Annotated in this window: 20 protein-coding genes and 1 pseudogene; 11 read left to right on the top strand and 10 right to left on the bottom strand. The window is 57.2% G+C overall.

Annotation, left to right across the window (positions count from 1 at the left end; all coding sequences use genetic code 11):
- Positions 1-167: 167 nt before the first annotated feature.
- Both IAE39_RS13450 and IAE39_RS13455 read right to left on the bottom strand, forming a co-directional pair.
- Positions 168-1,352 carry a PAS domain-containing sensor histidine kinase gene (locus tag IAE39_RS13450; RefSeq protein ID WP_201203119.1) on the bottom strand — a complete coding sequence of 395 codons (1,185 nt, stop codon included), beginning with the start codon at positions 1,350-1,352 and terminating at the stop codon, positions 168-170.
- Positions 1,345-2,157, bottom strand: a complete 813-nt coding sequence (locus tag IAE39_RS13455; RefSeq protein ID WP_201203120.1) for an alpha/beta fold hydrolase — start codon at positions 2,155-2,157, stop codon at positions 1,345-1,347. The genes IAE39_RS13450 and IAE39_RS13455 overlap by 8 nt, the downstream gene beginning before the upstream one ends.
- A 195-nt stretch (positions 2,158-2,352) precedes the next feature.
- On the opposite strand from IAE39_RS13455, the gene IAE39_RS13460 reads away from it, so the two are divergent.
- The 3 genes from IAE39_RS13460 to IAE39_RS13470 all read left to right on the top strand — a co-directional run bounded on the left by IAE39_RS13460 (position 2,353) and on the right by IAE39_RS13470 (position 5,591).
- Positions 2,353-3,951 (top strand): histidine kinase famiy protein, encoded by a 1,599-nt coding sequence (locus IAE39_RS13460; RefSeq protein ID WP_201203121.1) that lies wholly within the window; start codon positions 2,353-2,355, stop codon positions 3,949-3,951.
- A 90-nt stretch (positions 3,952-4,041) separates the two neighbouring features.
- A complete protein-coding gene (locus tag IAE39_RS13465; RefSeq protein ID WP_201203122.1) occupies positions 4,042-4,344 on the top strand; it encodes a hypothetical protein in 303 nt (100 codons plus the stop codon).
- Between the two features lie 107 nt (positions 4,345-4,451).
- Positions 4,452-5,591: a glutathione-independent formaldehyde dehydrogenase gene (locus IAE39_RS13470; RefSeq protein WP_201203125.1), complete on the top strand. Its 1,140-nt coding sequence runs from the start codon at positions 4,452-4,454 to the stop codon at positions 5,589-5,591.
- 57 nt (positions 5,592-5,648) lie between these two features.
- On the opposite strand, the gene IAE39_RS13475 is transcribed toward IAE39_RS13470, so the two are convergent.
- The 4 genes from IAE39_RS13475 to IAE39_RS13490 all read right to left on the bottom strand — a co-directional run bounded on the left by IAE39_RS13475 (position 5,649) and on the right by IAE39_RS13490 (position 9,363).
- Positions 5,649-7,466, bottom strand: coding sequence for a glycoside hydrolase family 15 protein (locus IAE39_RS13475; protein WP_236548556.1), 1,818 nt, complete (start codon positions 7,464-7,466; stop codon positions 5,649-5,651).
- 421 nt (positions 7,467-7,887) lie between these two features.
- Positions 7,888-8,331 carry a DUF421 domain-containing protein gene (locus IAE39_RS13480; RefSeq protein WP_201203127.1) on the bottom strand — a complete coding sequence of 148 codons (444 nt, stop codon included), beginning with the start codon at positions 8,329-8,331 and terminating at the stop codon, positions 7,888-7,890.
- Between the two features lie 9 nt (positions 8,332-8,340).
- Complete coding sequence (locus tag IAE39_RS13485; protein ID WP_201203129.1) at positions 8,341-8,847, bottom strand: hypothetical protein; 507 nt, start codon at positions 8,845-8,847, stop codon at positions 8,341-8,343.
- A gap of 12 nt (positions 8,848-8,859) precedes the next feature.
- Positions 8,860-9,363 (bottom strand): CinA family protein, encoded by a 504-nt coding sequence (locus IAE39_RS13490; protein WP_201203131.1) that lies wholly within the window; start codon positions 9,361-9,363, stop codon positions 8,860-8,862.
- Between the two features lie 196 nt (positions 9,364-9,559).
- Between IAE39_RS13490 and IAE39_RS13495 the strand changes: the two genes are divergently transcribed.
- Together IAE39_RS13495 and IAE39_RS13500 are read left to right on the top strand one after the other, a co-directional pair.
- On the top strand, positions 9,560-9,793 hold the full coding sequence (locus tag IAE39_RS13495) for a PLD nuclease N-terminal domain-containing protein (RefSeq protein WP_201203133.1): 234 nt from the start codon (positions 9,560-9,562) through the stop codon (positions 9,791-9,793).
- Between the two features lie 9 nt (positions 9,794-9,802).
- Complete coding sequence (locus IAE39_RS13500; protein WP_201203134.1) at positions 9,803-9,964, top strand: hypothetical protein; 162 nt, start codon at positions 9,803-9,805, stop codon at positions 9,962-9,964.
- Positions 9,965-10,019: 55 nt separating this feature from the next.
- Here IAE39_RS13500 and IAE39_RS13505 read toward each other — a convergent pair whose 3' ends face one another.
- Positions 10,020-10,877: an SDR family oxidoreductase gene (locus IAE39_RS13505; protein ID WP_201203135.1), complete on the bottom strand. Its 858-nt coding sequence runs from the start codon at positions 10,875-10,877 to the stop codon at positions 10,020-10,022.
- 196 nt (positions 10,878-11,073) lie between these two features.
- Between IAE39_RS13505 and IAE39_RS13510 the strand changes: the two genes are divergently transcribed.
- Positions 11,074-11,598 (top strand): hypothetical protein, encoded by a 525-nt coding sequence (locus IAE39_RS13510; RefSeq protein ID WP_201203190.1) that lies wholly within the window; start codon positions 11,074-11,076, stop codon positions 11,596-11,598.
- Between the two features lie 63 nt (positions 11,599-11,661).
- Here the strand turns inward: IAE39_RS13510 and IAE39_RS13515 are convergent, their stop codons facing one another.
- Both IAE39_RS13515 and IAE39_RS13520 read right to left on the bottom strand, forming a co-directional pair.
- On the bottom strand, positions 11,662-12,201 hold the full coding sequence (locus tag IAE39_RS13515; RefSeq protein WP_167057301.1) for a type 1 glutamine amidotransferase domain-containing protein: 540 nt from the start codon (positions 12,199-12,201) through the stop codon (positions 11,662-11,664).
- Positions 12,202-12,455: 254 nt separating this feature from the next.
- Positions 12,456-12,735 (bottom strand): annotated as a pseudogene (locus IAE39_RS13520) (SDR family oxidoreductase); the annotation flags it as partial.
- Between the two features lie 201 nt (positions 12,736-12,936).
- On the opposite strand from IAE39_RS13520, the gene IAE39_RS13525 reads away from it, so the two are divergent.
- The 5 genes from IAE39_RS13525 to IAE39_RS13545 all read left to right on the top strand — a co-directional run bounded on the left by IAE39_RS13525 (position 12,937) and on the right by IAE39_RS13545 (position 14,624).
- Positions 12,937-13,230 (top strand): DUF6555 family protein, encoded by a 294-nt coding sequence (locus IAE39_RS13525; protein ID WP_201203136.1) that lies wholly within the window; start codon positions 12,937-12,939, stop codon positions 13,228-13,230.
- Positions 13,231-13,267: 37 nt separating this feature from the next.
- Positions 13,268-13,426 (top strand): hypothetical protein, encoded by a 159-nt coding sequence (locus tag IAE39_RS13530; RefSeq protein ID WP_201203137.1) that lies wholly within the window; start codon positions 13,268-13,270, stop codon positions 13,424-13,426.
- 16 nt (positions 13,427-13,442) lie between these two features.
- The gene (locus tag IAE39_RS13535; RefSeq protein ID WP_201203138.1) at positions 13,443-13,667 is read left to right on the top strand and encodes a DUF2188 domain-containing protein; all 225 of its coding nucleotides are present in this window, start codon (positions 13,443-13,445) and stop codon (positions 13,665-13,667) included.
- The gene (locus IAE39_RS13540) at positions 13,664-14,104 is read left to right on the top strand and encodes a DNA methylase (RefSeq protein WP_201203139.1); all 441 of its coding nucleotides are present in this window, start codon (positions 13,664-13,666) and stop codon (positions 14,102-14,104) included. The genes IAE39_RS13535 and IAE39_RS13540 overlap by 4 nt, the downstream gene beginning before the upstream one ends.
- Positions 14,105-14,186: 82 nt before the next feature.
- Complete coding sequence (locus IAE39_RS13545; protein WP_201203140.1) at positions 14,187-14,624, top strand: response regulator; 438 nt, start codon at positions 14,187-14,189, stop codon at positions 14,622-14,624.
- On the opposite strand, the gene IAE39_RS13550 is transcribed toward IAE39_RS13545, so the two are convergent.
- Positions 14,621-15,037, bottom strand: coding sequence for a low affinity iron permease family protein (locus IAE39_RS13550; protein ID WP_201203143.1), 417 nt, complete (start codon positions 15,035-15,037; stop codon positions 14,621-14,623). The genes IAE39_RS13545 and IAE39_RS13550 overlap by 4 nt on opposite strands.
- Positions 15,038-15,190 lie beyond the last annotated feature (153 nt).

The following is a 15,190-nucleotide window of genomic DNA, read 5'->3' on the forward strand; positions in this document are numbered from 1 at the left end:
GATGGTCCTGGATCAGCAGTTCGATTGCGTTCATGGGACACCTCTTCAGGGGCTGGGAAAAATCACGTTTGCTCTGGGTGGAGTGGGCTACAAGCGGAAGGGTTCAATCCAGATGATGTGTGTTCTGCAGTGACAAAGGGGGACTTCGAGGATGCTAGGCCTTGCTGTTAGCGAGACCTATCCTCGGCCTGGTTATCAGGTAGCCGCAGTGTGAAGGTGGTTCCGCAGGCCGCATTTGAAGCGACGGTGATCGTGCCCCCGTGAGCCTCGGTGATTTCCCGCACTATGAATAGACCGAGCCCCACCGACCGTACCGGGTCATCACGGTCGCTGGCACGAGTCATGGGCTCGAACAGCTTGGGAATCAACGACTCGGGGATGCAAGTGCCATGGTTGTGCACGGCAACGTGAGCCGCGCCATTTACCAGTTCGGTAGTTAGCGTGATGGGGTGATGCAGATCGCCGTAGGCAACGCTATTGGCCACCAGGTTGCCGATCATCTGTTGCAAGCGGTCCGGATCGAGCTCGACCGAGCCAGAGCATCGGGACAAGTGACGAATAAGGGCGTGGGGGAAGGCAACCCTGAGTTCACTCACGCATTGGTCCACGGTCTTTAACAGGTCTACCGAACGCTGACGAATAACGATGCCCTGACCGATGCGCACCGAGGCGAAGTCGAGCAGGTCGGCGATCATGCGTTGGGCACGTTCGGAGGAACTGTTGATACTCCCCAGCAAGCGCCGCTCCTTGTCACTGCGCTCACCGCGCTCCAGCAGCTGTGCGGCCATCCTGATCGCGGTCAGCGGATTTTTCAGATCGTGGCTGGCAACGGCCACCATTTGCTCGGCAAATGCCGCGCGTCGTTGGGCGTCCTTGTAAGCAGCTGCCAATTCGACCTTGGCCTGTTTCAACGCGGCCTCGGCGGCGGTTGTCTGGGTTAGTAGCTCTTCGGCACGGCGGCGCGCGGCAAGCAACTCACGTTCATAGCGATCCCGCTCGATCGTGCCAAACAGTGCCAATTCGTAATACACGCCTTCAGGTCGCTCGCGGCGAACCCCATTGAGCAGCATGGTGATGACATGACCCTGGCTGTGCAGCAGATCGAGCTTAACTTCCGCGACCGAACCTTGCATTTTCATCAGCGGCGCCCAGTGCGTCTGATGAAAGATCCGACCGCCAACGGTGAGCAGGTCCTGGAAGCGCCTTGCCAGCAATTGTGTCGGTGCATGGCCGAGCCAGTTGCCGAATGTCTGGTTGCTGCGCAGGATGGTCCCCTCTTCGGTGGTGATCACCAGCCCACAAGGCGCCTGCTCGAACAGCGCGTCGGCATCGGGCAGCGCCGCTTTACTCATGGCTGTCAACCCAGGTTGCCAGGAACGCGTCCATGGCGGCTGCGCAGGTGCTGGGAGCACTCATGTGCGGGCAATGGCCGATGTTGTCAATCAAACACAGCTGGCTGTTCGGCAGCACCCTGTGCAGGTATTGGCCCACCGCCAAGGGGGCAATCAGGTCTTCACTGGATTGCAGGATCAACGTGGGTGTCTGCAGGCCGCTGACGTCCTGGCGGTTGTCCGACAGAAAGGTCACTCGGGCGAATTGCCGGGCAATTTCCGGGTCTGTGCGGCAGAAGCTGTTGGTCAGCTCCTCGCTGAGCGCCGGCTGTCCAGGGGCACCCATGATGACTGGGGCCATGCTGCTGGACCAGCCCAGGTAATTGCTGTCGAGGGTGTCGAGCAGGGCATGGATGTCTTGCTCCTTGAAGCCGCCCTGGTAGTCACCCGAGTCGATATAACACGGCGAGGGGCCGACCATGACGTGCGCGGCGATGCGCCCAGGGTGCAAACGGTCGGCCAGTACGCCGATCATTGCGCTGACCGAGTGGCCTACCAGAATGACGGCGCCTTCGGCGAACGCGGTGATGACTTCGTTCAGGTCAGCGGCATAACCTGCGAGCGTATCGTACTTTTCGCGATCATAGGCCGTGAGGTCCGAGCGGCCAGCACCCACCAGATCATAGGTGACCTGCCGGAAACGCGTTTGAAAATGGGGCAGCAGGTAATTCCACATGGATTGGTCACAGCCAAAACCGTGCGAAAAAATCAGTGTCGCGCTGCCGTTGCCCGAAAGGTTCACGTTGTTGCGCTTTCCGATATCCATACCCGTCCCGTTGGTGTGCAGCAGCCTGCCAGGCAAAAATTCAAAGGCAAATAACAGAGAGTGAAACTAAGCGAAGCGAGAGCGAGTCGACAGTACTGCGCCGATCAAAGTTTCAAGCGCAACGGTGAAGGGCGAGCAATTTACCTGTTACCGCTATGCAGATCGGTCAGTATCACAGTCATCAAGGAGGTCTGCGTGACCAGCAAAAAGGCGCGCGTCAGTAACCAGGCATCAGGCGACATCACTCAGCTGCCGCACGACATGTTTTTCGCAGCCGTTGAAACTACCCGCATGCCAATGATCGTCACCGACCCCAACCGTGACGACAACCCTATCATTTTCGCCAATCGAGCGTTCCTGGAAATGACTGGCTATGGCCTTGAGGAGATCATCGGACGCAATTGTCGGTTCTTGCAGGGCCCTGAGACCGATGCTTCGATCGTAGACACCCTACGCGATTCCATCGCACAACGTGTCGATATTGCCACTGAGATTCTCAACTATCGCAAGGACGGGTCCAGTTTCTGGAATGCGCTGTTCATATCTCCCATTTTCAACGAGCGCGGCGACCTTGTTTACTACTTCGCCTCGCAATTGGACGTCAGCCGTCGGCGTGACGCTGAAGACGCACTGCGCCAGGCGCAGAAGATGGAAGCTTTGGGGCAACTGACGGGGGGGATTGCCCACGATTTCAACAATCTACTGCAGGTCATGGGCGGGTATCTGGGTTTGATCGCGAGCGAAGCAGACAAGTCCCAACTCGATCTCAACCGGGTGCGGCGCAGTGTCGGCCACGCCCAGACGGCGGTTGAGCGCGCCAGTACCTTGACCAAGCAGTTGCTGGCTTTCGCCCGCAAGCAGAAGCTGCATGGGCGGGTCCTTAATCTTAATCACCTGGTCGATGATGTGCGGCCGTTGATGGAGCGCACCTTTGGTGCCGAGGTGGTGGTGGAGTTCGACCTTGAAACAAGCCTGCGAAATTGCCGCATCGATGCAACACAGGCCGAAGTGGCGTTACTCAATATTTTCATGAATGCGCGGGACGCGCTCATCGGACGCAAGCGCCCGCACGTGTTCCTTCAAACCCGTAATGTCCAGGTCAATGACATCAACCTTTCTTTCGATGGCCTGTTGCCTGGGAGCTATGTGAGCTTGTCGGTCACCGACAATGGTATTGGCATGCCGGCCAGTATCCGTGACCGGGTAATGGATCCTTTCTTTACCACCAAGGAGGAGGGCAAAGGCTCCGGCCTGGGCTTGTCGATGGTGTACGGCTTTGCCAAGCAGTCCGGAGGGGCTGCGCGCATCTATACCGAAGAAGGCGAGGGCACGACGCTGCGACTGTACTTCCCTGTAGACGAGGCTAACATCGTCCAGCAAAAGCCCATGAAGGTGGCTGAGCGTAGCGCCGGCACCGAGCGCATCCTTATCGTCGAAGACCGGCCGGATGTCGCGGAGCTGGCCAAGATGGTACTGGAAGACTACGGCTATGCTGCCGACATGGTGCTCAACGCGCGTGAGGCCTTGAAGCTGATACAGGCAGGGGAGCGCTACGACCTGTTGTTCACCGACCTGATCATGCCAGGCGGGATGAATGGGGTCATGCTTGCCCGAGAGGTGCGCCGCTTGCAACCGCAGATCAAGGTGCTGCTGACCACCGGTTACGCGGAAAACTCGATAGAACGCACGGATATCGGCGGTTCTGAGTTTGAGGTCATTTCCAAACCCTGCCAACCCCACGACCTTGCCCGCAGGGTAAGGCAAGTCCTCGATGGCCCGACCGGTGTAGGTTGAGGCTGCGAGGCTGTCCTACCGCTAACCTTTTGCAAGTGAACCTAGCCGCGGCTGCAGGCTCGACAGTCAAAGCGTGCGAGGGCTTGCGACATGAATGCGATCACCTGGCAGATCACCCAGGAGCAGCGTCGACTGGCTGCAATGAACCGTTGGTTTGCGCTGTATGACGATGTCGAGCGCAGACGTGATTGCCCAAGTAGCCACCACGAGGAGTTGCTTCGCCAGGTTGACGAGATGGACCGCTTGGGGATCATTGACTGGCGCGAATGGCGAGACCTGCGGCGTCTCGCCGACCGGGTTTTTCTCAAAGCCATAGCCGGCGCGGACTACCATCACGTTCAAGGCCTTTGCGTCGATTTGGAAGTTTGCGATGCCCGTAGCAATGGTGATTAGCGCCACTGATCCGGCTCAAGATGCGATGCATTGAACACGCGATGCTCAGTGAACACCTGAACAGGGTAGGGCACTTTTCTGTCGCCCCTGACTTTAGGGAGTTCAGCATGAAAGCCATTGTGTATAACGGTCCACGTGACGTCGCGGTCAAAGATGTACCGGACGCAAGAATCGAAAAAACCACAGACGTGCTGGTGCGGATCACCACCACTAACATCTGCGGCTCCGACCTGCACATGTATGAAGGTCGCACCTCCTTCGAAACCGGGCGTGTGTTCGGGCATGAAAACCTGGGTGAAGTGATCGAGGTGGGCGCCGGGGTCGACCGGGTCAAAGTCGGTGACCGGGTCTGCCTGCCATTCAATATCGGCTGCGGGTTCTGCGAGAACTGCGAAAAAGGGCTCACAGGTTTCTGCCTCACGGCCAACCCAGGCGCTGCCGGTGCCGCGTACGGCTTCGCCGAGATGGGGCCCTATCAAGGTGGCCAGGCGGAGTTGTTGCGCGTTCCCTACGCGGATTTCAATTGTCTCGTACTGCCGGAGGACGCACAGGAGCGAGAAGATGACTACGTGATGCTTTCAGACATTTTCCCTACCGGTTGGCATGCAACCGAGCTGGCGGGTCTGCAGCCGGGCGAGAGCATCGCCATCTATGGCGCAGGCCCGGTCGGGCTGATGGCGGCGCACTCGGCAATCATCAAAGGGGCGTCCCAGGTGTTCGTCATCGACAACCAGCCGGATCGCCTGCAGTTAGCCGCGCAACTGGGGGCAACGCCGATCAATGCTGTCGAGCAGAAGGCTGTGGAAGAGATCATGAACCTTACCCATGGCAAAGGCACCGACCGGGGATGCGAATGTGTCGGCTACCAATGCTGCGACAAGCATGGTCATGAAGCGAACTACCTGACAATGAACAACCTGGTCGCTTCAACCAAGGCGACCGGTGGCATAGGCGTGGTGGGCGTGTTCGTGCCTGAGGATCCGGGTGCGAAAAACGATTTGGCGAAAAAGGGCAAGATGGCTTTCGACTTCGGCGCGTTCTGGTTCAAGGGCCAGCAGATCCGCACAGGCCAGGCGAACGTGAAGGCCTACAATCGTCGTCTTGCGGAGCTCATTCATCATGGGCGTGCCAAGCCCTCGCAAATCATCTCTCATCGCCTCAAGCTGGCGGAAGGCCCGGATGCCTATAAGCACTTCGATGCACGGGATGATGGTTGGACCAAGGTGGTACTCAAGCCAGCCGCTTGATCCCCTCAGATTCGCTTCCAGGGACGGAAGCTTGGGCAACCCTCACGAAGGTTGGCATCATCGATCAGGGTGGCAGCCTCCGATGGCCAGCGCTGCCCGAAGAGCAGCCAAGTGGGTCAGGCCCTGCGGAAGGTTGCCAAGGTATTGGTCGTTATTTGGGTCGATCATTTCCGAGTAGATACCCACCCCCCGCGATAGCCCCCGCAATGCCTCGCCATACGCAGTTTCGGCACGTTCCTGCTGGCCTAAGATTGCCCAGGCTTCAATGAGCCAGAATGTGCAGGCCAGGAAGCAACCTTCCTCCTCTTGAGCCTGGCTGTAGCGATAGTGGAAAGTGCCGGCCCCCAGCTCATTTTGAACAGCATCCAGCGTATGGCGTAGTCGATCCACGCTGGGGTATCCAAATCGGGCAGCCAATGCTATCGAAGCATCCAATCGTTCACTGCCTGGGTAAAACAGGTAAGCCTGCTGTGCCTCGCTCCAGCAGTGGGCTTCAATCCATCCCTGAATGCGTTGCCGCTCGCGATCCCAGCGTTCCCGGCATGTGGTGGGGAGGTGACCGCCGTCCGCCAACTCGATGGCCCGGCTCAAGGCTTGCCAACAGCTTATTTTGGACATTGTGTAATGCTGCTTTTCCGGCAACTCCCAGATGCCAGCGTCTTGCTGTCTCCAACAATCGGCGCATTGGTCGGCAAGGCCAGACAGGATCATGGCGCTTGGCGAGTCGAGAATATTGCCGCTGTCGATGAAGCAGCGGGCGGTTTCGAAAATATCGCCGAATACGCCATGTTGCAGCTGGTCACGGGCATCGTTGCCGACGACGGGGGGCGAATGCTTGTAGCCAGGGAGGTCGACCGGGCGCACGCAATCACCTATTGCCCCGTCCAGTGTGTAGAACACCCGTGGCCCATGTTCATCCAGCCTCCGCAGCAACCAGGTGAAGGCAGCCTTGGCTTCAGGCTGTGCGCCGATGCTCAGGAAGGCTTCGATGGTGTAGCCGGTATCACGGATCCAGGCGAATCGATAGTCGTAATTTTTGCTGCCACCAATTCGCTCAGGAAGTGATGAAGTGGCTGCCGCCATGATCGACCCACTGGGGGAGGACAGCAGCAGCTTGAGGGCCAAAGCGTTCCGAACGACCAAGTGCTTGTAGGGCCCGTCGTAGACAAGACTCTTAGACCATTGGCACCACTCCCTGTGTGAGCCATCGATTCGTTCATCTATCAGGGCCAATGGCGGTACCACCAGCGGCTCATCACGACCTGCGATTATTGCGACCACTGATCGCTGCCCAGCGGCAACGCGGAGGGATGCCCGCACGCCCATATCGTTCTTGCGCTCAATCTGTACTCGGTCGTCGTGCAGGAACATGCCAAGTATGCGGCCAGCATGAAAGACGCAGGCGTTGTCATTCGGCGCTACATAGGGGCTGACCGTATCGGCCTGGGTTCCGAAGTCGATGGCAATCTGCAAATCCATCTGCCCCTCGACGCCTTCGACGCGCCTGGCCAGTTCGGCCCAAGGCAGCCGGCCAGCAGGGCCGCTGTTCAGGGACTCTGTGAGCCGAGCCCGACCAGCACCGGTGATGAATGTCGTTTCGAGAACATTGCTGTCAGGAAGGTAACGGCGCTCGGCAACAAACGGCTCGCTGGGGGTAATGGAGAAGAAGCCGCCTGTTTGCGGGGCCAGCAGTTTGTCGAACAGGGGTGGGGAGTCCATGTGGGGCACACACCACCAGTCGATAGATCCGTCCAGGCCGATGAGCGCAACGGAGCGGCCATCTCCTAGCGCGCCGTATTCCTCCAATGGTAGCCAGCCACCTTCATCTCGCTGAGGAACACCTTGTTGCACCCCATCGACCGGTTCGTTCTCCATCGGCATGCCTCCCAGATGTCTTGTACAGTGTGGGACACACCTGTAGAGCGCCTAGTTCGTCTGGGATACGGGAGCAGAGAAAATGGAGGGAATTTAGGATTGTCATGGGAATCTCATACAAAGCGAGAGACATGGGATCCATCTGATCCCTTTGACCACCCTCGACTGAACAAGAACAATAGGGGGCCTGTATGAGTTGTTTGATCTGCGCCGGAAACGCTGAGTCCGTCGAATGTACCAGTGGCTGGGAAGAGCGAAGCTGCTCCCTATGCGGTTGCTACCGGATGTCACAGTCGCTCATTCTGCTGATGATGGAAGAGGGTCAGATTTTTGATACCGAGCGGATGCGGGAATGGCTTGTGTCCCGGCGCGATGTGATGCCCGTTCCCAGCATTGATCATGGTCAGGCTATATTGATGCTCTAATCGGCGGGAATGATCGAGATCTTGCCATTGCGCTCGACGATGGCAAATTTGACCTGCTGGATGTTTTCAATACCTTGGCTGTTCCTTGCCGACTCGAGAATGTCGTCTTCCGTGAGGCGAGCGCGGCGCATTCGGTGATGCAGAAATTGCCCGTTCTCCACGACCAAGGTAGCGTGCCCATCGAGAAGCCGCGCCAAGGGCTTGGAGTTGAGCTTTGCCAACGACAGCCCCACGTCGAGGACGATCAGCGTAGCAATGACCAGCATGGCGTTGGTGAACGAAAAGTCTTCACCCAGCAGTGCCTGCTGAGTCGCCTCCCCAATGATCAGCAGCAAGACAAAGTCGAAGGTGGTCAGGTCAGCCAATGAGCGGCGTCCGGCTACGCGGAACAGTAGCATGAGGGCCACATACATCCCGGCTGCGCGGAGTATCGAATCCATGACGCGTCCCTAGGGGTAGAGGAATGTGGAAAAGTGAACTGCGCTTTGGGGGCCTGTTCTGACGACGCCCTCCAAGGTACCCACGTGATCACTTCGAAGCGTCAGGTACAAGGTGGCCACACCGTCATTGCTGGTACCCAGTTGCAGCAACAGGGCAGGGCCATGCGACATCGAAAGTTGCGGTTCCGGCTGCATCGTCTCGATACTGGCTGCGCGCAGTAGAGAGCCCTCAAGCTCTACCTTGACCGGCTGACCGGGCTCTCCTTGAACCGTTATATAGAGGTTGTCGGTCGTGCCACTGCGACTGAGGCGCTGATACTCGACTTTGACACGACCATCCTGGCTTACCACTTCAGCATCACTGAGCGGGCCGTTGCCAAACAGCCCTGCCAAGGCGAGCAGGACGACAATGACGAGCAGATACCAGCCAACGCGCTCGAAACGCCAGACGCGTTGCTGCATCGACATGTCTTCTTGAACAGGATTGCGCCTGGACGCCCATTCGTCTTCCGGCATGATCACTTGCCCTCAGGCGCGCTCGCCGCGAAGCCAGCGTTGATGGTAGTGGGAAAGCCGCGTCAGCCCGAACAACGCCCCTTGGCGCATGACATCAGCCCGCTCACCGAAGAACCGTTGGGTACGGGTAAAGACGGCTACTGGCTCCCCGGCAAAAGCCCAGGCAAAGCACATTGTGCCTGGCGGTACACCAGACTCGGGCGCGGGCCCAGCTACGCCAGTGGTAGCGATCACGACATTGGCATTGCTGTCTCTCAACGCTCCCAGGGCCATTTCCCACGCTACTGCCTCGCTGGTCAGACCGTAACGTTCGATGGTTTCGGCGCTGACGCCAAGCAAGCGCTTCTTGGCGCTGGGAGAGTAGACCACATAGCCACTTTCCAGCACCTCTCCGGTACCGGGCACCGCTGCCAGAAGAGCCACCATGCAACCCGCCGTGCATGACTCCGCCGTCGTCAGGATCAATTGGTTGTCTTTGAGATAGCCGAGGGCGGCCAGTACCGGTTCGCTTGCCATAAAAGAATCGACTCGCTTGTTCTTGTGCGGTGGACGCAATCAAGCGGTGATTGGTTCAGCGCATCTTTGTCCATCCATCCCATGCAGTAAATCTAGCCTGAACTTTGCTCATCACTCTGGCTTCCCTTGTGTACAGGGCCGGCAGTCATCGTGTCAGCGATGCGGCCAATTCACCTGGGAAGAGGGAGAATCGATCATGAATGATCCTGTCACGTATTTCTGGATAGCCGTAGCGGCAATCATCCTGCTGGTTGACCTATGGGCAATCGTCAGCGTTTTCCGTAGCGACAAGTCTGATGCAACCAAAGTTATGTGGTCGTTGATGCTGGTGGTACTGCCCATCGTCGGGCTGGCCATCTGGGGCGTGGCCGGGCCTCGTGGCATCAAGCGCGGCACCGGGCCGACCTCACCGGAACACAGTAAAGGGTAGGAGAGCAGCATGACGAAAGAAGTCCAACAGAAGAAGCCTGGCTCACAATCGAAGTCTGGTGGCGAAGAGGAGCGCGATAACGATGCTCATCGTCCGGATGGTTCGTCCGGTACTTCTCATGACTCTACGGCGCAAAAAACAGCACGTGATCATGGGCAGCGAAAACCCTGATCTCCGTTTCTAGAATCTGGACTGAGGCTCGCCTTTCGGACGAGCCTCTCTTTCGTCAAAGGATCGGTTTACCGCCAGTGACAGCGTAGCGTGAACCGCTGATGTAACTGGCCTCATCGGAGCCCAGCAGTACATAGATTGGCGCGACTTCCACCGGCTGCCCTGGTCGTCCCATGGGGTAGCTGGAGCCAAAGTTCTTAACCGCCTCATCGGGCATGGTGGCCGGGATCAAGGGCGTCCAGATGGGGCCAGGCGCAACGCTGTTGACCCGTATTCCCTTCTTACCTAGCAGCTGAGCCAAACCCGCCGTGAAGTTGGCAATGGCACCCTTGGTCGTTGCATAGGCCAGCAGGCTTGGAGAAGGATCATCAGAGTTGACCGAACTTGTGTTGATGATCGAGCTGCCTTTTGGCATGGAAGGTAGTGCTGCCTTGCAGATCCTGAAGATAGCGGTGATGTTGGTATCGAAGGTCTTCACCCATTCGTCATCTTCGATTTCCTCCAGCGTCTCATGGGACATCTGGAAGGCGGCGTTGTTGACCAGGATATCAATGCGGCCGAACTTGTTGACGGTCTTTTCGACGATGTCATGGCAGTGCTGTTTCTGGGCCAGGTCGCCGGGCAGCAGGAGACATTGTCGGCCCGCGGCTTCTACCCAGCGCGCGGTTTCCTGCGCATCTTCATGTTCATTGAGGTAAGCGATGGCAACGTCAGCACCCTCGCGTGCATAGGCAATGGCGACCGCACGGCCAATGCCACTGTCAGCACCAGTGATCAGGGCAATCTTGCCTTCCAAGCGGTTGTGGCCGGTATATGACTGCTCGCCGCAGTCTGGATAAGGCTCCATCTTGCGTTGTGAACCGGGAACGCTTTGCGGCTGGGACGGGAAGGGCGGAGTAGGGAAATCGCGCATGGTAGAAGCTCCTGCAGTTGAGAACGTTCTTACCGTTTCGAAGCATCGGATGCCTGTGCGTTGGATTGAATATGCACCCGGCACGACGAGCGGTGCCCTACTCGAATGCGAATTGAATTTCAGGTCGCATCGTTTGTTCTACCGACCTGACCTCCTCGCGTTCTTCTCGCCGGGAGCCGTATTGCAGGAGGAACAAGTGCCTCGAATCATTACCCCCACGACCCCGGAACATGAAATCAGCGAACACAACGCCAGGATGTTCGGCTCTCCCAAAGAGCGTCTGGACTTCTACCGGCGTGAGATCCAGTACGAAACCAGCATCCTGGCCAACCGCACCGACGCCTACCTGGCTGCCCAGTCCTTTCTGGTCATCGCGTTCGTGTCCTCCATGGGCAACCTCAACCAGGGATGGGGAGAAATGTTCACGCTGATCGTGCCAGCGTTCCTCGCCTTGCTCGGGGTATTGAGCTCGCTCAATGCCTGGCCTGGGATCCGAGCGGCGTACAACATCATCGATCACTGGCAACTGAAGCAAAGCCACTTGCTACAAAGCGAGCCCATGATGGGGTTGGCATACGATGAGTCGCCGCTGTTCTGCGAAACTGAGACTTCCCGAGCAGGGCATCGAAAGTCGCTGCTGTTTTCGCTACGCACACCGTGGATTTTTCTGGTGTTCTGGTTGCTGTTGGGGATCTATTCCGTGTACATCCAATTGGCGTGATAACGCCTCACTCGGCGAAAGTATGGCCCCCTGGAAAAGGGGGCCGATGTGCAGAAATAAGGGTCAGCCAGCCAGCGCCTTGATCAACTGCTCATTGAAGGCTGGAATATCGTCCGGTTTGCGGCTGGTTATCAGGTTGCCATCCACCACTACCTCTTCATCAACCCAGTTACCGCCCGCGTTGCGAATATCGTCCTGCAGCGTCTTGTAGCTGGTCATCCGTTTGCCCTGGGCTAGGCCGGTGGACACCAGCAGCCAGCCACCATGGCAGATGACCGCCAATGGCTTGCTTGCCGAGTTATGGCTTTTCACCAGCTTCTGAGCGCCGGGTATCAGTCGGATGGTGTCAGAATTCTGCACGCCGCCCGGCAGCACAATGGCGTCATAGAGATCCAGGTGGGCACTGTCGAACGTCGCATCCACGGCAAATTCGTCGGCGGGCTTGTCATGGTTCCACCCGCGTACAGTCCCTTCCTTGTCACTCAGGATGTCGACCACGGCGCCATTTTTTTCCAAGGCTTCACGAGGGCCGGTCAGTTCGATCTGTTCAAAACCATCGGTGACCAGGAAGGCCACACGTTTGCCGCTCAATTGTGCACTCATCGTTGAATCTCCGTTTTCGATAGACATGAAAGGGGAGGCCAGTGGTAGGCGCAAAGTTCAAAAGACGACGTTTCAGTGGCGCCTGCGTTGCGCATGGGTGATTACAAACCCGGCGAGGAACCCGATCACAGCCGCGCTCAGCAAAAGCGGGATCCTGTCTTTACGGGTTAACACCAGGCTGCCCGAGGTCTCGGTATTACGGCTGAATCCTCTGGCCGGTTGATCCTCTGCATTGATGTCGTCGGCCATGGCGCTCACTTCCAGTCTGGACAGCTTCAATGCCGTGCCATCCACCAAGGTCAGCGTCAGGTCTTCGATGTTTCCTGCCGCGCGACCCGGGAAAATTGGTTCGCCTGTAGCATCAAGGTTGTCGTAAATGAAGCGCTTGCCCTCCAGCCAGCCAACGGCAGTGAGTAGCTCGGGGCCGAGGAAGTATTTTCCATCAAGGAAGAAGCCTGGAAACTGGTGAGCGCGTTCGATGTTCTCTACCGCGTAACGCTCACCGGCTTTCATGCCTGTTGTGGGATCAATCATGAGCAAGACCTCCATTTACTGGTATAGCGATGGAGGTTGGATAGATCAGGCCTGTTCCGAACGGCTGACCAATGGGTAGGAATTTGAACCTTCACAGGCGTGCTTGCCTTTTTCACGTCGTATTTTGCCGCCTGGCTTTTCAATTGAATTTTTCTCTTCCATCTCCCCTCACAGACGCATGAGTAAAAAGGAGAGAATCACGTGGCTGGACAGCAACTGTACGTAATCGACTACACGCTCCATGGCGAAAGCCGAACGTTCATTATCCGTTTGGAAAAAATGGACAACGCCGTTGCGTGGCATTGGGCAAGCTGCGACGCAGGGGTGGGCATCATTCCAAGATTTTCTCAGCAGAACATCAAGATGGTCAGCCGGCCCATGGCCGAGCGCTACGGGGTCGCGAATGTGAAGTGGCGGTTGGCTGGAGATGGGCCGGAGTTCATTGCGCCGCCTATCGCTGTCGAAAAATTTTCGGGAAAGGGTGTGGGCGGTTAGCGGCCTGCAGCTGACCCAATTGACTGGAGGCTTCGCTATGCAACCAAAAACCGAAGGTCATGAGGAGCACGGCCCAAGTGGTGTGCCTTTCATCAACGATCCGGAAAAACCTACCTCACCTCCTTTGAATGACGCTGATGCCACGGATGCCGCAGAAGTTGAGGAAGACATCGAAGACGATGGCCAATCTCTCTGAGTAGAAGGAGCATGTGATGGACAACTATCACCTCAGCCCGACTTCGGAAGGGTGGGAGCTGAAGAAAGCAGGCGCTGACCGGGCCGCGAAGCGAGCTGCAACCAAGCAGGAATTGCTGAGCTCGTTGCAGGAGTTCTTCGCCGGCAAAACCGTATCGGTAAAAGTCCATAAGGCCGACGGTACCCTCGAGGAGGAGCGTACCTATCCACGCTCTGCTGACCCACGCCGTACAAAGGGTTGAACACGATTAGCGCCCGTGATCTCGGCATCGACGTCGCGGGCACAAGCGGCTTGTATCTTTGGTTGCTAGCCAGCTTTCTAATGGGCAAGAGGATCCGCTCAACCGTGGCGGTTACCGCCTACCAGGTGCTGATAGATCAGCAAGGCTTGGACACTCCAAGAAAGCTAGGCTGTGCACCCCATTCTTTGCTCGTTCGTCTACTGGGCCAAGCGGGTTACACCCGATATGACGAGTCTACGGCTCGACGACTACATAGGCTGGGCGACAAGCTGGAAGCTGAACTCGACCATCAACTTGGCGTGCTTCAAAACGGCGAACAGAACATTGATGGATTTCAACAGTGGCTGTTGTCATTTGAAGGGATTGGGCCCAAGACGGTTGAGATTTTCATGCGCGAGGCATCAGCGCTGTTATCGGCACTATGCGAGGAAAGGTAGCTGGGACGTGGCTTAATGCCGCCATCGACGTTTCCACCCATGAGTGAAACACTCGGAAATCCACTATGGACTGGAGAAGCTCATGAAGCTCGATGTCGAGAGCGTGTCACTGTCAGGGATGGCAGTCGTGGTTGTCGAAGATGATGAGACACTACGGATACTTCTGGTGGATATTCTCACCGAAATGGGAGCCGCCTGCGATGGCTTCAGCAATTCGGAAGATGCGCTGATTTCCATGATGGGCAGCCACGATGGCTGCTCCCTGGTCGTTGTCGATCACGGTGTACCGGGAAGTATCAAGGGCATGGAGTTCATTTCCATGGTTCATGCAAGGTGGCCTGGGTTACCGGCGATTCTCACTTCGGGACATCAGCTGGACGCTTCAGAGGTTACCCCTCCCGTTACATTCCTTTTCAAGCCGTGGTCTATCGAAGAGCTCGCAGAGGCTATCGGTAAGGCCCTTCAGTCCTCGACGCCCTTTAGAGCTTCGCTAAATCCATCTGGCCATAAGCCGATCTAGCGCTGCTGATTGTCACGCGTCGCATCCTCTCCCAGTTGCTCGACGGGCTTTTCAGGATGGGCTTCGCACTGGTTGCCCATGGCTCGGTATTCCTTGCGTAGCTTATGAATTTGCTGATTGTCGAGCGCTTCGAGATCGAGCACCGACTGGTGTGCCGATTTGGTTGCCCTGATCAGCTCGTCCAACTTCACATGGATGATGTCGTTATCACGATTTTGGGTGTTCTGGATAAGGAACACCATGAGGAACGTGATGATGGTGGTGGACGTGTTGACGATGAGCTGCCAAGTATCGTTGTAGTGGAACCAGGGCCCGGAGGCCGCCCACATGGCGATCAACACCACGGCGATCAGAAAAGTGCTTGGCTTGCCCGCGTGATTGGATAGCCATTGGCAAAATTGTGCGAATTTCATTTTTTGCATCTCCACCGCGGTCTAGAAACTCTGACCACAGCGAAGCGCTGAAATCTTTTTTTACATTTCGTCAGTGTGACCGGCGAACAGGATAAGCGCAGCGGAACGACGTGAAGTGACGAAACGTCGAATTTCAGTCGATACCTATTTTGC

Source organism: Pseudomonas sp. S37 (assembly GCF_016658545.1).
GTDB lineage: Bacteria > Pseudomonadota > Gammaproteobacteria > Pseudomonadales > Pseudomonadaceae > Aquipseudomonas.

Bases quoted from the DNA above. Each gene is read 5' to 3' on its own strand.
- IAE39_RS13470 (WP_201203125.1), top strand. From the start codon at position 4,452: ATGAAAGCCATTGTGTATAACGGTCCACGTGACGTCGCGGTCAAAGAT.
- IAE39_RS13455 (WP_201203120.1), bottom strand. From the start codon at position 2,157: ATGGATATCGGAAAGCGCAACAACGTGAACCTTTCGGGCAACGGCAGC.
- IAE39_RS13490 (WP_201203131.1), bottom strand. From the start codon at position 9,363: ATGGCAAGCGAACCGGTACTGGCCGCCCTCGGCTATCTCAAAGACAAC.
- IAE39_RS13450 (WP_201203119.1), bottom strand. From the start codon at position 1,352: ATGAGTAAAGCGGCGCTGCCCGATGCCGACGCGCTGTTCGAGCAGGCG.
- IAE39_RS13505 (WP_201203135.1), bottom strand. From the start codon at position 10,877: ATGCGCGATTTCCCTACTCCGCCCTTCCCGTCCCAGCCGCAAAGCGTT.
- IAE39_RS13500 (WP_201203134.1), top strand. From the start codon at position 9,803: ATGACGAAAGAAGTCCAACAGAAGAAGCCTGGCTCACAATCGAAGTCT.
- IAE39_RS13485 (WP_201203129.1), bottom strand. From the start codon at position 8,847: ATGCCGGAAGACGAATGGGCGTCCAGGCGCAATCCTGTTCAAGAAGAC.
- IAE39_RS13545 (WP_201203140.1), top strand. From the start codon at position 14,187: ATGAAGCTCGATGTCGAGAGCGTGTCACTGTCAGGGATGGCAGTCGTG.
- IAE39_RS13465 (WP_201203122.1), top strand. From the start codon at position 4,042: ATGAATGCGATCACCTGGCAGATCACCCAGGAGCAGCGTCGACTGGCT.
- IAE39_RS13550 (WP_201203143.1), bottom strand. From the start codon at position 15,037: ATGAAATTCGCACAATTTTGCCAATGGCTATCCAATCACGCGGGCAAG.
- IAE39_RS13480 (WP_201203127.1), bottom strand. From the start codon at position 8,331: ATGGATTCGATACTCCGCGCAGCCGGGATGTATGTGGCCCTCATGCTA.
- IAE39_RS13495 (WP_201203133.1), top strand. From the start codon at position 9,560: ATGAATGATCCTGTCACGTATTTCTGGATAGCCGTAGCGGCAATCATC.
- IAE39_RS13515 (WP_167057301.1), bottom strand. From the start codon at position 12,201: ATGAGTGCACAATTGAGCGGCAAACGTGTGGCCTTCCTGGTCACCGAT.
- IAE39_RS13535 (WP_201203138.1), top strand. From the start codon at position 13,443: ATGGACAACTATCACCTCAGCCCGACTTCGGAAGGGTGGGAGCTGAAG.
- IAE39_RS13530 (WP_201203137.1), top strand. From the start codon at position 13,268: ATGCAACCAAAAACCGAAGGTCATGAGGAGCACGGCCCAAGTGGTGTG.
- IAE39_RS13475 (WP_236548556.1), bottom strand. From the start codon at position 7,466: ATGGAGAACGAACCGGTCGATGGGGTGCAACAAGGTGTTCCTCAGCGA.